This is a genomic window from Haloferax marisrubri (assembly GCF_001469875.2).
Taxonomy (GTDB): domain Archaea; phylum Halobacteriota; class Halobacteria; order Halobacteriales; family Haloferacaceae; genus Haloferax; species Haloferax marisrubri.
Map to the genome: position 1 here is coordinate 484,616 of NZ_LOPW02000018.1, position 13,802 is coordinate 498,417.

At 67.2% G+C, this 13,802-nt stretch carries 15 protein-coding genes; 11 read left to right on the forward strand and 4 right to left on the reverse strand.

The genetic code is table 11. The features are described 5' to 3' along the window. Positions 1-13 precede the first annotated feature (13 nt). Together AUR65_RS20085 and AUR65_RS17160 are read left to right on the forward strand one after the other, a co-directional pair. Positions 14-151 (forward strand): hypothetical protein, encoded by a 138-nt coding sequence (locus tag AUR65_RS20085; RefSeq protein WP_199180632.1) that lies wholly within the window; start codon positions 14-16, stop codon positions 149-151. Beyond that, on the forward strand, positions 148-546 hold the full coding sequence (locus tag AUR65_RS17160; protein WP_058568110.1) for a hypothetical protein: 399 nt from the start codon (positions 148-150) through the stop codon (positions 544-546). The genes AUR65_RS20085 and AUR65_RS17160 overlap by 4 nt, the downstream gene beginning before the upstream one ends. A 257-nt stretch (positions 547-803) precedes the next feature. On the opposite strand, the gene AUR65_RS17165 is transcribed toward AUR65_RS17160, so the two are convergent. Further along, positions 804-1,775: a DMT family transporter gene (locus AUR65_RS17165; protein ID WP_058568111.1), complete on the reverse strand. Its 972-nt coding sequence runs from the start codon at positions 1,773-1,775 to the stop codon at positions 804-806. 200 nt (positions 1,776-1,975) lie between these two features. Here AUR65_RS17165 and AUR65_RS17170 point away from each other — a divergent pair, with 200 nt between their 5' ends. Together AUR65_RS17170 and AUR65_RS17180 are read left to right on the forward strand one after the other, a co-directional pair. Continuing rightward, positions 1,976-2,764 carry a helix-turn-helix transcriptional regulator gene (locus tag AUR65_RS17170; RefSeq protein ID WP_058568112.1) on the forward strand — a complete coding sequence of 263 codons (789 nt, stop codon included), beginning with the start codon at positions 1,976-1,978 and terminating at the stop codon, positions 2,762-2,764. A gap of 297 nt (positions 2,765-3,061) precedes the next feature. Continuing rightward, positions 3,062-4,063 carry an outer membrane protein assembly factor BamB family protein gene (locus AUR65_RS17180; RefSeq protein ID WP_058568114.1) on the forward strand — a complete coding sequence of 334 codons (1,002 nt, stop codon included), beginning with the start codon at positions 3,062-3,064 and terminating at the stop codon, positions 4,061-4,063. 114 nt (positions 4,064-4,177) lie between these two features. Here AUR65_RS17180 and AUR65_RS20090 read toward each other — a convergent pair whose 3' ends face one another. The 3 genes from AUR65_RS20090 to AUR65_RS17190 all read right to left on the reverse strand — a co-directional run bounded on the left by AUR65_RS20090 (position 4,178) and on the right by AUR65_RS17190 (position 5,790). Continuing rightward, positions 4,178-4,339, reverse strand: coding sequence for a hypothetical protein (locus tag AUR65_RS20090; RefSeq protein WP_004971617.1), 162 nt, complete (start codon positions 4,337-4,339; stop codon positions 4,178-4,180). A 68-nt stretch (positions 4,340-4,407) separates the two neighbouring features. Beyond that, positions 4,408-5,025 (reverse strand): class I SAM-dependent methyltransferase, encoded by a 618-nt coding sequence (locus AUR65_RS17185; RefSeq protein WP_058568115.1) that lies wholly within the window; start codon positions 5,023-5,025, stop codon positions 4,408-4,410. A gap of 363 nt (positions 5,026-5,388) precedes the next feature. Further along, positions 5,389-5,790, reverse strand: coding sequence for a hypothetical protein (locus AUR65_RS17190; protein ID WP_058568116.1), 402 nt, complete (start codon positions 5,788-5,790; stop codon positions 5,389-5,391). A 442-nt stretch (positions 5,791-6,232) separates the two neighbouring features. On the opposite strand from AUR65_RS17190, the gene AUR65_RS17195 reads away from it, so the two are divergent. The 7 genes from AUR65_RS17195 (at position 6,233) to AUR65_RS17225 (ending at position 13,713) form a co-directional block, all read left to right on the forward strand. After that, on the forward strand, positions 6,233-7,807 hold the full coding sequence (locus tag AUR65_RS17195) for a helix-turn-helix transcriptional regulator (protein ID WP_058568117.1): 1,575 nt from the start codon (positions 6,233-6,235) through the stop codon (positions 7,805-7,807). A 109-nt stretch (positions 7,808-7,916) separates the two neighbouring features. Beyond that, entirely contained in the window at positions 7,917-8,690 is a 774-nt protein-coding gene (locus AUR65_RS17200) for a helix-turn-helix domain-containing protein (RefSeq protein WP_004971611.1), read from the forward strand. A 97-nt stretch (positions 8,691-8,787) separates the two neighbouring features. After that, the gene (locus AUR65_RS17205; RefSeq protein ID WP_058568118.1) at positions 8,788-9,093 is read left to right on the forward strand and encodes an SUI1 family translation initiation factor; all 306 of its coding nucleotides are present in this window, start codon (positions 8,788-8,790) and stop codon (positions 9,091-9,093) included. Between the two features lie 193 nt (positions 9,094-9,286). Then, entirely contained in the window at positions 9,287-10,471 is a 1,185-nt protein-coding gene (locus tag AUR65_RS17210) for a COG1361 S-layer family protein (RefSeq protein WP_058568119.1), read from the forward strand. Between the two features lie 6 nt (positions 10,472-10,477). Further along, a complete protein-coding gene (locus tag AUR65_RS17215; RefSeq protein ID WP_199180633.1) occupies positions 10,478-11,272 on the forward strand; it encodes an ABC transporter ATP-binding protein in 795 nt (264 codons plus the stop codon). A gap of 49 nt (positions 11,273-11,321) precedes the next feature. Then, positions 11,322-12,518, forward strand: a complete 1,197-nt coding sequence (locus AUR65_RS17220; protein ID WP_058568120.1) for an ABC transporter permease — start codon at positions 11,322-11,324, stop codon at positions 12,516-12,518. Positions 12,519-12,540: 22 nt separating this feature from the next. Next, on the forward strand, positions 12,541-13,713 hold the full coding sequence (locus tag AUR65_RS17225; protein WP_058568121.1) for an ABC transporter permease: 1,173 nt from the start codon (positions 12,541-12,543) through the stop codon (positions 13,711-13,713). Positions 13,714-13,802 lie beyond the last annotated feature (89 nt).

The following is a 13,802-nucleotide window of genomic DNA, read 5'->3' on the forward strand; positions in this document are numbered from 1 at the left end:
CGATAGGAAAGCGATGCCCACCACCGTTCTCCCCGCCGGCGTCAGCCGGTGGCGACTCGCGGTGTTCGCGGTCCGCTCGACGCTCGGCGTCGTCGTCGAGGCGGACAACCACCGGCACGAAACGAGCTATCTCCGGCTCGATTTCGAATGACGAGGCTGAGCGAAACCGGCGTCGCCGGGGGGATAGCCGCCGTATCGGTTCTCGTGGGACTCGTCGTCGCCTTTGACGACCCGCAGGTCAACCTCGCGGCCGGGGTCGTCTGGACCGCTGCGACGGGCATGGTGCTCCTGCGAGTTCGCGGATGGGTCCGCGAGGCTCGGAGCGACGAGCCGCCCGAACCGGGACCGCTCCTGCGTCTGGCCGAACTCGACTACGACCCGCGGTACGACCGGTATCTCGGTGTCGTCCTGTTCGTCCTCGGCATCGCGGCGTTCGCGGCGCTCCTCGTCGTCGACACGTCCGACTCGAACGCGTTGTTCCTCGTTGGCGTCGGACACTTCTGTCTGATTGCGGCGCTCGGGGCGGTCGCGCTCTCGGAGAGATAGCACGAACAGCCGCTAGGGAACCGTCGCTGTCGGCTGATTTTTCAGAATCGGGCCAAAAAGACTACTTAGGGAGCTGGCAATTTCCACATGTCCGCTCGATGCTGTCTGGTCGGCGGACGGTGACATAACAGCACAGACAGGCGGCCCATCCCGTGCCAACGGTACTCCGACCCTGCCCCCTCGGACACCGCCCGATGGGTCCGCCCCTACATCTCTACCCCTCTCAGCGCTGGTCCCGCGAGCGCCGCGTCCGCGACTCAGTCGCGTCCCGGGGTACCAGCCCCGACGAGACCGGCCACGCGGGACTCGATTTTCCCGTAGACGCGCGCGACCTCCGAGAGGAGCGATTCCGTCGCGAGGACGGCGAACCCGGTGAAGATAGTCGCGAAGCCGACGACGGTGAGCGTCGAAATCGACTCGCCGAGGAGCACCGTCCCCCCGAGCGTCGCGACGATGGGCACGGCGTAGAAGACGAGGTTACCGCGAATCGGGCCCACGTCGTCGAGGAAGCCGAAGTAGGTGAGGTAGGCCACCGCACCGGCGAAGACGCCGACGTAGGCGAGCGCGAGGAGCGCCGTCGGCGACCACGTGGCCGCGGCGAGCGACTCGCCGGAGGCGACGCTCATGCCGTGAGTGAGCGCCGCGCTGACGGGGAGCGCCCACGCCGTGCGGACGGTGCTCGAAAGCGACGTGTCGGCCCAGCGGATGAGGACGGTCCCGAGCGCGCCGCTGACCGCGCCGAGGAAGACGACGCCCTTCCAGAGCGCCTCGCCGCCGAGCAGGTTCGCGGGGTCGACGCCGACGACGAGGCCGACGCCGAGGAGACCGATGAACATCCCGAGCGCGCCCCGGGTGGAGAGTCGTTCGTCGGCGAGGAGCGCCATGGCGAACACGGGCGTCAGAATCGGGTTGAGACTGAAGATAATCGACCCGACGCCGCTGGAGACGTGCTCCTGTCCGACGAACAGGAGCGCGTTGGCGAGGCCGATGACGAACACGCCGGTGGCGAGGATGCCGACCACGTCGCGGACCGACCGCGGGAGCAGTTCGGCGCGCGGCCGGGTGGCGACGACGTAGCCGACGAGCAGCACCGCCGCGATGTCGAACCGGAGCGCGACGAACAGGAGCGGCGGCAGGTAGTCGAGGCCCGCCTTCGCGGCGACGAACGTCCCGCCGAAGAAGAACGCCGTCAGCACGAACAGGACGAACCGCCGGCGCGTCGCCGTCACCGGACCACACCTCCGACCGATAACCAGAACGCAGAGTGAAGTGAACGCATCTTGGATACACGTACGACTCCCCCACGTATAGTTTGATTCAGAAATCAATTCACGGTAAGAAAAATCCGTGGCGGTCGAGCATGATTCATGGTGTGAAATTATTTCGAGACGCGAAAGATGTTTATCGGAGCGTACACAACCCCCGCCACATGGAGTCGGCACTAGACGAAATAGAGTTTCTCGCACTCTCGCAGAACCGGGTCGACGCGCTCAGGTACCTCGCCGAGCGGCCGCACTCCAGACGCGAACTGGTCGAGCGGACCGGGGCGTCACAGCCGACGATGGGCCGGATTCTCGGCGACTTCGAAGACCGGTCGTGGCTCGTCCGCGAGGACGGCGCGTACCGAGCGACGGTGACGGGCGAACTCGTCTCTCGGGGCTTCGACGACCTCGTCGACATCCTCGACACCGACGCCAAACTCCGGCCGGTCGTCGAGTGGCTCCCGACCGACGCCATCACGTTCGACCTCGAACACCTGACCGAGGCGACGATTACCACGCCGAGTCAGGTCCGACCGAACGCGCCGGTCAAGCGCGCCGTGACCCTCCTGAGCGAGGCCGAGGACGTGCGAATCTTCTCCTACGCGTTCAACGAGCAGAACCTCGACATCGTCCGGGAGCGGACCGCCGCCGGCGACCAGCGGTTCGAGGGCGTCTTCTCGTCGGACGCCATCGACGCGCTCGCCCACGACTCCCAACTGCGCGAACAGCTCCGCGACCTCCTCGACGCCGACGCGGCCGCCGTCCGCATCACCGACGAGCCGATTCCGATGGCGGCGACCATCGCCGACTCGACTGTCCACCTGTTCCTCCGCGACGACAGCGGCATCCTCCAAGCGTCTATCGACGTGACCGAACCGGAGGTGCTCGCGTGGGCCGACGACCTGTTCGAGCGCTACTGGGAGGCGGCGGAACCGCTCGACCTCGACCGACTGTAGGGCGGGTATCGCCGGAACCGCCACGCCGCCGCACCGCCACGCCGCCGCCCGTCAACCGACCCACGACACACCCACAATACCTATCAGCGACCTGCGAGAAGCCGACGTATGCCCTCGCCCTCACCCCCTTCCTCTCACGCTTCCGCTGACTCTCCCGCGAATTCCGACGCCGACTCCGACTCTCCGTCACGTCGCGCGTTTCTCGCCGCCGCCGGCACCGCCCTCGTCGGCGGGGTCGCCGGCTGTTCGTCGCTTCGGCGGTTCCGGTCGCCCGACGGGACGGACTGGTCCGCCTCCGTGCCCGAACCGAGCGTCCTCTCGCCGCCGTCGGCCACCGACGGGGTCGTCGCCGTCATCGGCCACCGGAGCGACGACATCGACGCGGGACGCGTCGTCGCCTTCGACCGAGAGAGCGGCGAGCGCCTGTGGGACATCGATTTCGGCCGGCCGACTGGCCTGCTCGCCGCTGACGGCTCGGTGTACGCGGGCGAGAGACTCGGGGCGGGTCGCGGGCGAATCTACGCGTTCGACGCCGCAGACGGGAGCCAGCGGTGGTCCCAGACCGTCGGGAACATCGGCTCTTCGATGGCCATCGCGGGCGATACCCTCTACACGGCGAACGGGACACTCGCCGCACTTTCGACCGACGACGGCGCGGTTCGGTGGGAACAGTCGGCAGTCGGCGGCATCGGTTTTACCATCGCCATCGCCCCGCAGGACCAACTGTTCGCCGACGAGCGGGCGGTCTACTACGGCGACGACGAGGGCGTCTTCGCGATGGCACCCGAAGACGGGAGCCTCCGGTGGGCGTGGCGACCGGACCGCTGGGACTGGGCCGACGTGGGACCGGTTCCGGCTGGCGATAGCGTCTATGCCGGTGGCGGCGGCGACATCGCCATGCTCGACGCGGACGACGGCGCGCTTCGGTGGCGCACTTCGTTCGGGGACGACGCGCAGGTCGTCGGTGTCCACGAGCGGGGGTCGACCGTCCTGGTCGCGGAGGGGACCGACGAGTCGCCGTCGGACACCTTCGGGACGCTGTACGAACTCGCGGTTCGCGACGGCTCGGAGCGGTACGAGGTCCGCTTCGACAGCCCGGTCGAACGGACCGCTTCGACCGACGAGGCGTTCGTCGTCGGGACCCGCGCGGGCCGGATTCGGTGGTCCCGCGGCGCGTCGTTTTTCGAGCCGTTCGAGACGACGCTCTCGGCGGACGGTTATCTCCTCGGCGCGGCCGGGACGCAGGCGTTCGCACAGACGAGCGAGGGGACGCTCTGGGCGCTCTCGCCGGACCAGTAAGTCACGGACGGCAGCGCTGTCGCCGTCAAAACCCCCGTCAGAACGAGCCGCGCCGTGCGCGCGGTGCGCCGGCGTCCGAAACCGCTACCGAACGATGCCCTCGCGCCCCACCCGTCACTCGAGTTCGTCGAACGAGTCGAACTCGTCCCAGCAGGAACACGGCAGGTCGTCCAGAGAGGTGACTTCGTCCGGGAGACTGGTGATGGGAATTCCGGAACCGGCCTCGTCGCAGTCGCGCAGGTGAACGCTGAAGTCGTCGCTGGACATCGTGTACATGGTCGGCACGCTCAGTTCGCCGGCTTGGTTGAAACAATTTGTGAGTGCGACAAGCGAGCGCGCCGGCGTCAGAGAACCCGGAAGACGCGAACCGTATCGCGCTTACCCGGTTCGCAGAGGAGTTGGGCGAGGCCGAGTTCGGAGAACTCGTCTTTCCAGTTGCGGTGATACAGCGGGAAGTCGTCGTTGACGTAGCTCACCTCGGATCCGGAGCGCCCGCGCGTCGGCCCGTTACCCTCGTTCTCGGCGGTTATCACGAGGTCGGAGGAGACGCGGGCGATTTCCTCGAACACCCACGTGTCGTCGGGGTGGACGTGCTGGAGCGTCTCGACGGAGTAGATAACGTCGAACTTGTCGTCGGGGAAATCGGGGAGGAGGTCCTCTATCGCGCCGGTGAGGAACGTGCCGGTGTCGACGAGTTCGGGGAAGTACTCGGCCATCACCTCGAAGGAGTCGTCGTTGATGTCGATGCCGGTGATGTCCTCGTAGCCGCGGTCGTGGAGGTGCGCGAGGTGGCGACCGGAGCTACAGCCGAGTTCGAGAATCGACGCGTCTTCCGCCGCGTAGTGCTCGAACACGGTCGCGAGCGTCTCGCTGACCTCGTTCGGGCCGATTTGGGCGTAGTACTCCGGCGAGAAGTCGCCGGAGCGCTCGGCCCATCCGCGGTGGTTGTCGTCTGCGTCCATACCCGGAGTAGCGAACGGGCGGGTAAATGTTCCGCGGAGTGCGCGCCACCGGGACGGCACGCGATGTGGGTCCGAAAAGTTGGTGACTGCACGTCGGTCGGGTGCGCTGGAGGGCGCAGGGAGCGTGCTGGAGGGCACAGGGGGAACGTGCTGGAGGGCACGTCGGGGAGGTGTGCGTCAGGGGGACCGAACGTGAAGGGTGCGTCAGGGGGATTCGGGCGTCCCGCGGGGGGACGGGGAGCGAGTGTGCCGTGGAGGGCTGGAGGGGTGAGCGCCGTCGCGGGCACGAGCAGTCGGGTGTACCAGTCGAGCGTGCCGTGCCTCGCTCGCGGCGCGTGCGTCAGCGGGTCATCGACCGCGGACTCACGCCGAGTCGTCGGTCGTCGTCTCGTTTTCGGTCGTCTCGTTCGTCGCGGTCCCGTTTTCGGTCGTCTCGTTCGCCGTCGTCGAGTTGTCGAGCGACGAATCGGTCGTTTCCATCTCCGTTGTCTCGTCCGCGGTCGTCATCTCGTCTTCGGTCGTTGTCTCGTCCTCGGTCGTTTCTTCCGTCGTCGTTTCTTCCGTCGTTGTCTCGTCCTCGGTCGTCGCCTCGATACCACCGGACTCCGCCGTCGTCTCGGTGCCGCCGACCGCTGGTTCGGCGTCCGTGCCGTTCGTTCCGTTCACGGGTCCACCACTACCGCCCGTGTCCGTACAGCCGGCGAGTGCGACGGTCGCTACGGCGACTCCGACACCGAACTGCCGTCGAGTGAGCGTTTCGCGCATCGCAGTCAGCAGTATCGCTCGGCGGATGATAATGGGGGAGAGTCGTCCCGACCGTTCTCCCCCTGAACAACCGTTTCAACTGACTGTTCCGACCGTTTCAGTCGGATTAACTGAACGTTTGGCGGTCGTCCGCGCGCCGGCAGAGACGGCACAGTACGGCGATTATCTCGCTTCTGCGGCGCGCCCCGGCGAGAAGCGACGGCGAGCAGTCACGAGCGGTGACGAGGGCCGTTCGACGACGCCGAGACGCGACGTAGCCGCCGCGAACCGCGGCGTCGGCGACCGGCGGTGACGACGCCCCCTCGCCCACGCCTGAGGGGGAAAAATTTCTGATTTTGAAACATTCATCGCAAATTGACAGTCAAAAGATTTGTAAAAATGCCTAACGAACAGATAAACAAAACATTATACACTAGCAGAGTCGACAAATAGAGAACGAACAATGGCTGTCAAACGCATCTCTCCGGTCGGGTGGGTGCTCGTCGCGGCGTTACTCGTCGTCGCGGGCGGCGTCTCACCGGTCGTCGCCGCGGACGGCGTCGAGGTGCGTGCGGTCGACCACAGCGGCGCGGGCGTCGTCGCAACCGAGAACGGCCGGACGTACGTCGCCTCGTGGCAACCCTCGACGGTTTCGGTGACTGTCGCGGCGGACAGCGGCGACTACGAGGTCTGCCTGCAGACCGGCCTCGACGACGGGTCGACGATGCAGTTGGGGTGCGAACCGCTCGAAAGCGCGGGGGCGAACGCGACCGGCGAACAGCGCGTCGACTTCGCGTTCACCGCGTGGCCGGTGAACGCGACCGGCGACCGGACCCTGACCGCCGTCGTCAGACCCGGAGGCGGCGGCGAACCGGTCGCGCAGGCGAGCCACGGCGTCACGGTGCTCGCGCCCGCCGGCGACGCCGACGGCGACAACCTCGGCAACCGGGACGAACTCGACCGCGGCACGGACGTGCTCGTCGCCGACACCGACACCGACGGCGTGCCCGACGGCGAGGAGGTGAACCGCTACGAGACCGACCCGACGAACACGGACACCGACGGCGACGACCTCAGCGACGGCGTCGAAATCAACGAACAGGGGAGCAACCCGACCGAGATAGACACGGACGGCGACGGCCTGGAAGACGGCGCGGAGGTGACGACCCACGGCACGGACCCGACGACCGCCGACACCGACGGCGACGGCCTCGACGACGGCGCGGAAGTCAACGACTACGAGACCAACCCGACAGCCACCGACACGGACGGCGACGGCCTCGAAGACGGGCCGGAGGTCAACGTCCACGAGACGAATCCCACCGCGGCCGACACGGACGGCGACGGCCTCGAAGACGGGCCCGAAGTCAACCGATACGAGACGAACCCGACCGAGGCGGACACGGACGGCGACGGCCTCGACGACGGGCGCGAAGTCAACGTCATCGGAACCGACCCGAACCGCGGCGACACCGACGGCGACGGGCGCGGGGACGGCGCGGAGGTCGAGGCGGGGTCCGACCCGAGCGCCGCACCGGGGTCGGTCGTCGGGTCGCTGGAACTCGACGGCGACGGCTGGTTGCTCGTGCTCGCGGTCGCGGCCGTCGCGGTCGCCCTGCTCGTCGTCGGCGTGCGAGTCCGGGGGAGCGACGCGAGGGCGCGACTGTCGGACGTCCGCTCTCGCGCGACCGACCGCGGCGACGAGACCGTCGCCAACGGGGCGTCGGCGGACGCGGTCCAGACCGGCGGGAGCGGCGGCGCGGCGCGCCCGGAGTCGGCCGCCGACGGCTACCCCGACGCCGAGGAGCTCCTCGACGACGAGACGCGCGTCCTCAGACTCCTCGACGGCAACGGCGGCCAACTCCGGCAGTCGAAGGTCGTCGAGGGCACCGGGTGGTCGAAGTCGAAGGTGAGCCGCGTCCTCTCGCGGATGGCCGAGGAGGGAACCGTCACGAAGATAAATCTCGGCCGGGAGAACCTCATCGCCCGCCCGGAGAACGTGCCCGAACACGCCCGGTCGCCGTTCGACGAGTCCTGAACGGGTCGCGTCGCGAGCGGTACGGCCCGCGAGTTGGCAGCCCGAGTCGCGCGACGAAGTTGGAACATACCAACCAAGGCTATAGGCCTCGGGGGACTAGGTGAGACCCATGCGCGAATTCGTCTTCACCGTCGAGTACGAGCGGGGTGCCGACGAGGTGATGGACCTCTTCATCGAGAACCCGGACTTACACTCCAAGACCATGGCGATACACGCCACGAGCGAGTCGATGTGGCGACTCGACCGTCTCACCGGTCCGACGGAGGCGCTCGAAGCGTTCGACGAGGTCATCGAGCAGGCCACCCGGTGTAACGGCGTCCTCGGGATGTGCGGCGCGCCGGTCGTCGAGTGGGACTACGAGGTGCTCTCGGAGACGCCCAACGGGCGCATCGTCTACTCCTGTCGCGAGGAGGGCGACGGGATTCAGTCGATTCCCCACGTCGCCGCGAAGCACATCGGCGACGGCCTCCTGATGCAGGCCGAGCGCCGGGGCGCGCAAAACCAGTGGCGACTGCTCATCTCCGACGACGACACGGTGAGCGAGATTTACGAGGAGGTCAAAGACAGCCTCAGCGACGGCCTCTCGCTGAGCGTCCAGCGCATCAGCGAACCCGAGTGCTGGCTCGAAGAGGGCGTCTCCGCCGACGGCCTCCCGCCGGAACAGCAGGCCGCGCTCGAAGCCGCCGTCGAGTTCGGCTACTACGAGACGCCGCGTCAGCACACCGTCCAAGAGATTTCTGAGGAACTCGACATCCCGAACTCGACGCTCCAGTACCGCCTGACTCGCGCTGAGGCGTGGTTGGCCCGGCAGTTCGTCACCGGCACGCTCGGCACCGAAGTCGAAGAGCGCGTCGACCCCGAAAAGCTCGAAGCGAGCGCGTGACCGACGAGTCGGGTCGAACGCCCCGCGAGACACGCTCACAAAAGAGTTGGAATATTCCAACCACATCCTGATACGCTGCGGACGCGTACTCGAATACGTGGGAAAGGACACTTTCAGCGACATCACCGGCCTGCCGGACGACCTCGGAATCGGCGACGACCTCGCGCGCGCGGACCAGCGCGCGTCGATTCGCGTCGATACCCGACGGTACGGCAAGCCCGTGACGGTGGTCGACGGCCTCGACCTTCCGGCGGACGAACTGGACGCCCTCGCATCGACGCTGAAGCGACGGCTCGCGGTCGGCGGGACCGTGACCGACGACGGACGCATCGAGCTACAGGGCGAACACGGCGAGCGCCTCGAAGCCGCGCTCCGCGACGAGGGCTTCGGCGTCGAGACCTGACTGTTCGACCGGGAGCGCCGCCAGCGCGACCGCCTGCGTGATCACGTTTTCTACCGAGAGCAGCGGGAGTGCGACCCGCCGAAGGGAGACCACTCTGATGACAGACATGTAAACCAAGGAACTTATGTGGGGCTGGTCAGTCCGACTAGCCAATGATGGCAACGAAACAACATTATTGCGTGAGGAGAAACAGATGAGTCCGCGGGAACCGAACGACGGCGTCGGCTCGGTTCTCTCGTGGCTCTTCGTCGCGGTCGTCGTGCTCTCCGCGGTCACCGTCCCGCTGGCGACGGGGCCGGCGAAAGCGGCCGAGGCGCACATCGGAATCTCCGACGTGACAGTCGCGCCGGCGGAACCGACGCCCGGCGAACAGACCGACCTCGAAGTGACGATTCGGAACGGCGAGAACAGTCCGAGCGTCGTCGACGTCACCGACGTCTACGTCCGCCGACAGGGAAGCCCCACCGACATCACGCGCATCGAGGACGTGGGGACGATAACCATCGGGTCGAGCATCACCATCCCGGTCGCCGTCTCGTTCGACGACCCCGGGTCGAAAAACCTCCGCGTCGTGCTGGTCGGCAGACAAAACGACGGCTCGCACGTCCGAGTTCGGTACCCGGTGACCGTCGACGTGAAGGAGGTCTCCCGCCCGCAGATAGAGCTCTCGACGGAGGAGGCGGTGCCCGGTGCCACCCGGTCGGTCAACGTCACCGTCTCGAACGGGCTCACCGAGGGAATCCGGCAACTGCGGGTCGTCTCGTCCTCGCCGGAGGTGAACTTCAGCGTCACGGAGCGCGTGCTGCCGCGACTGGAGGCGGGGAACTCGACGACGTTCACCTTCCCCGCGCGGGTCGACGAGGCCGGGTCGTACCCGGTGAACGTCACGCTCCAGTACTCGAACCGCGGCGAGCAACACGAACTCACCCGCACGTACCGACCCGCGTTCAGTTCGCCGACGAACCCCGGACAGGTCATCCTGACCGACGTGCAGGCGACGCAGGCCGGCGGCACGCTCGAAATCTCGGCGACCGCCGGAAACGTCGGGTCTGACGCCGTCGAGGGCGTCGTCGTCTCCGTCGCGGACTCGTCGAGCGTCGACCGGAGCAACTACTTCATCGGGAGCATCGACGGGAGCGACTTCTCGTCGTTCACCCTCCGAACCCCCGCACAGGGCAACGTCTCTTCGGTTCCCGTCGAGGTTCGGTACAGCGTCGGCGGCGTTGAGAAGTCGGTCACTACGTCGGTCAGCGTCGACCGTCAGATGATGCGTCGCCCCGTGCCGGACTCGGGGTCGGGCGGGTTCCCGCTTCTCCCGGTGGGCGGTGCCGCCGCGCTCCTCCTCGTGGGTGCGGTCGTCTATCGCTGGCGGAGCTGACGACAGATGACACGGGACACCTCCGACTCCGAGGGGGCGGAGCCGACGGAGACCGACCGCGAGGACCAACCGAGTGACGCGGCAAGCGCCACCACCGGCGTGATACTCCGCGGCGAAGACGTGACCAAGGAGTATCAGACGGGGACCCAGACCGTCCGGGCGCTGAAAGGTATCGACTTCGGCATCGCGCCGTCCGACTTCGTCGCCATCGTCGGCCCCTCGGGGAGCGGGAAATCCACGCTCCTCAATCTGCTTGGCTTACTCGACGTGCCGACCGACGGCGCGGTCAGCCTTCGGGGACAGGACGTGTCGACGTTCTCCGACGCGGACCGAACCCGAAATCGGAAGCGCGCCATCGGCTTCGTGTTCCAGAGTTTCTACCTGATTCCGACGCTGACGGCGCTGGAGAACGTCGAGATGCCGCGGATGCTCGATAAGACCCCGGTGAAGACGCGCGAGCGGGCGAAAACGCTGCTTCAGCGAGTCGGTCTCGGCGACCGGCTCGACCACTACCCCGACGAGCTGTCGGGGGGGCAGAAACAGCGCGTCGCCATCGCGCGGTCGCTCATCAACGACCCCGCGCTCTTGTTGGCCGACGAACCGACGGGGAACCTCGACCGCGACACCGGCGACGAAATCCTCGCCCTGTTCGACGAACTCCGAGCCGAGGAGGACGTGGCCATCGTCACGGTCACCCACGACGCCTACGTCGCCGAGGAGGCCGACCGCGTGGTGAACCTCGTCGACGGCGTCATCGAGGACACGGGTGAGACGGCCGCTGACGGAGGGCACGGAGCGTGAGCGTCGCGGAATCCCGACCGCGCGCCGTTCTCGTTCGAGGTGCGTCCCCGTGAGTTGGCTCCGCCGGGTGACCGCTCGGTTCCCGACGGTCGTGCTGGCTCGCCGAAATCTGTCACGCGCCACCGCGCGGACCACGCTGGCCGTCGTCGCCATCGTCATCGGCGTCGTCGCCATCGGAACCATCGGTGCGGGCGGCGAGGCGTTCAAGCAGGACCAGATGGAGGCGTACGAGGGATTCGGGGGGACCGCCACCGTCAGCCCCGTCTACCACATGAACGACGACGGGGACATCGTCGGCGGCATCTCGGACCAAGACGTCAGTCGGATGCGACAGGTGACATCGGGAGCGACGGTTCACCCCGTCATCCAGCGCTGGGACACCGTCGTCCGTACGTCGTCGGGAGAGACCTCCCCCTCGGCCCAGGTGAAGGGACTGGCTTCCCTTGGGACGTTCTACGAGGCGCAATCGGGGTCGATACCCGATAGCTGGCGACAGCAGGTCGTCGTCGGCTCCCGATTCGCCGACAACAACGACGTGGAGACGGGCGACCAGCTGACGGTGACGATAAACGGGAGCTTCGAGCGGACGTTCCGCGTCGCGGCGGTGCTCGAACCGCAGGGGTTCGCCGACCAGCTACAGGCCGACCGCTCCGTGTTCCTCCCGTTCGACCGACTCAGCCAGCTCGAAGACTCCGACTCGGAGTACGGTTCGGTCATCGTCAGGGTCGACCCGCAGACGGGGTCGATAAGCGAGGCGGCCGAGAGCCTCGAAACGGAGTTCAACACCCGACGGCGGACCATCTCCGTCTCAGAGGTCCAAGAACAGCGGGAGCGCTTCAGTCAGACGTTCGAACTGATAAACCAGTTCCTCATCGGCGTCGGCTCGATTTCGCTCCTCGTCGCCGCGGTCACCATCGCGAACACCATGTTGATGACGGCGATAGAGCGCGAGCGCGAAATCGGCGTCATGCGGGCGGTCGGCTATCCAAAGCGGGCGGTCGTGAGCCTGCTTCTCGCCGAGGCGACCATCCTCGGCCTCGTCGGTGCCGCAACCGGTGTCCCGCTCGCGCTCGGCATCGGCATGGTGCTCAACCAGTTCCTCGTCGGGGACCCGCTGGCGTTCACGGCCGCGGGGCTTCGATACGTCGGTCTCGGGGCGCTGTTCGGCGTCCTCACGTCGCTGTTCGCCGGCGTGTACCCCGCGTGGAAATCCGCGAACAAGCGGCCCGTGGAGGCGTTAGAATGACGCGAACGTGGGGCGAGGGACGATGAGCCTGCGCCATCGAATCGCCGGGCGGTTCCCGCGGCTCGTCATCGCCCGGCGGAACATCTCGCGGGCGAAGGTCCGGTCGATACTCGCGGCGGCCTCGATACTCATCGGCGTCGTCGCAATCGGCGCAATCGGCGCGGGCGGCGCGGCGTTCAAGCAGAGCCAACTGCAGAGCATTCAGGCCCAAGGCGCGACGAGCGTCTACGTCTCGCCGGGGACCGACATGGAAGCGTCGCACTTCGACAGAGAAGACGTCAAAGCGATAGACGAGACGGTCGGGGCAGCCACAATCGTAGCGACGGAACCGGGAAGCATGGAGCTGATAACGAGCGACGGCACCCGCGAGGGGGTGTCGGTCACCTACATCGACGACCCCCGGCAGTTACACGAGGTAGAACGGGGCGGAATTCCCGACAACTGGCGACAGAGCGTCGTCGTCTCCCACGAGTTCGCGGCTGACCGCGGCGTCGAACTCGGCGAGCGCCTCAAACTCGTCTCCGAGACGGAGACGGAGACCGGAACCGTCGAGACAGAACACACCTACCGCGTCGTCGCCGTGCTGGCCGAGAGTCAGTCGTTCGGAGGGGGCGGACTGTTCCTCCCCATCGAGGAGACCGGAGAGCGACAGTACAGCCGTGTCGAGGTGATGACGGAGTCGACCGACAGGGCCGAAGCCGTCGCCGAGGCGCTCCGCGACCGCTTCAACGACCGGAAAGACAGGCTGTTGGTGTTCGAACTCACCTCGCTCGTCCGCCTGCTCAAGACGCTCGTGAACGGAATCAACGCGTTCCTCGCGGGCCTCGGCTCTATCTCGCTTCTCGTCGCCGGCGTCTCGATTGCGAACACGATGCTGATGGCCGTCATCAAGCGCCGCGAAGAGATCGGCGTCCTGCGGGCGGTCGGCTACGGCAAAGCCGACATCGTTCGGATTCTCCTCGTCGAGGCGGTGCTCCTCGGCGCGCTCGGCTCGGCGGTCGGTCTCGCCATCGCCGTCGCCGTGGCGATGGTGGCGAACGCGCTGTTCCTCGGTGACCCCTTCGCCTTCACGCAGTCGGCGCTCCTGTACTTGGCCGGGGCGGTCGCGTTCGGTATCCTGACCAGCCTGCTCGCCGGCGCGTACCCCGCGTGGCGGGCGGCGAACGAGCGGCCTATCGACGCGCTCCGAGGCTGAGCGGGCGGAATCGCTCTCCGGCCGTCACCCCTCGAATCGAAGGTGTTTGGCATATTCCAAACGAGGGACCATTACCCTCTGTACGGAAC

Excerpts from the sequence above, each read along its gene's own strand:
- AUR65_RS17190 (WP_058568116.1), bottom strand. The coding sequence starts at position 5,790 with ATGCGCGAAACGCTCACTCGACGGCAGTTCGGTGTCGGAGTCGCCGTA.
- AUR65_RS17215 (WP_199180633.1), top strand. The coding sequence starts at position 10,478 with ATGACACGGGACACCTCCGACTCCGAGGGGGCGGAGCCGACGGAGACC.
- AUR65_RS17210 (WP_058568119.1), top strand. The coding sequence starts at position 9,287 with ATGAGTCCGCGGGAACCGAACGACGGCGTCGGCTCGGTTCTCTCGTGG.
- AUR65_RS20085 (WP_199180632.1), top strand. The coding sequence starts at position 14 with ATGCCCACCACCGTTCTCCCCGCCGGCGTCAGCCGGTGGCGACTCGCG.
- AUR65_RS17200 (WP_004971611.1), top strand. The coding sequence starts at position 7,917 with ATGCGCGAATTCGTCTTCACCGTCGAGTACGAGCGGGGTGCCGACGAG.
- AUR65_RS17160 (WP_058568110.1), top strand. The coding sequence starts at position 148 with ATGACGAGGCTGAGCGAAACCGGCGTCGCCGGGGGGATAGCCGCCGTA.
- AUR65_RS17185 (WP_058568115.1), bottom strand. The coding sequence starts at position 5,025 with ATGGACGCAGACGACAACCACCGCGGATGGGCCGAGCGCTCCGGCGAC.
- AUR65_RS17195 (WP_058568117.1), top strand. The coding sequence starts at position 6,233 with ATGGCTGTCAAACGCATCTCTCCGGTCGGGTGGGTGCTCGTCGCGGCG.
- AUR65_RS17225 (WP_058568121.1), top strand. The coding sequence starts at position 12,541 with ATGAGCCTGCGCCATCGAATCGCCGGGCGGTTCCCGCGGCTCGTCATC.
- AUR65_RS17170 (WP_058568112.1), top strand. The coding sequence starts at position 1,976 with ATGGAGTCGGCACTAGACGAAATAGAGTTTCTCGCACTCTCGCAGAAC.
- AUR65_RS20090 (WP_004971617.1), bottom strand. The coding sequence starts at position 4,339 with ATGTACACGATGTCCAGCGACGACTTCAGCGTTCACCTGCGCGACTGC.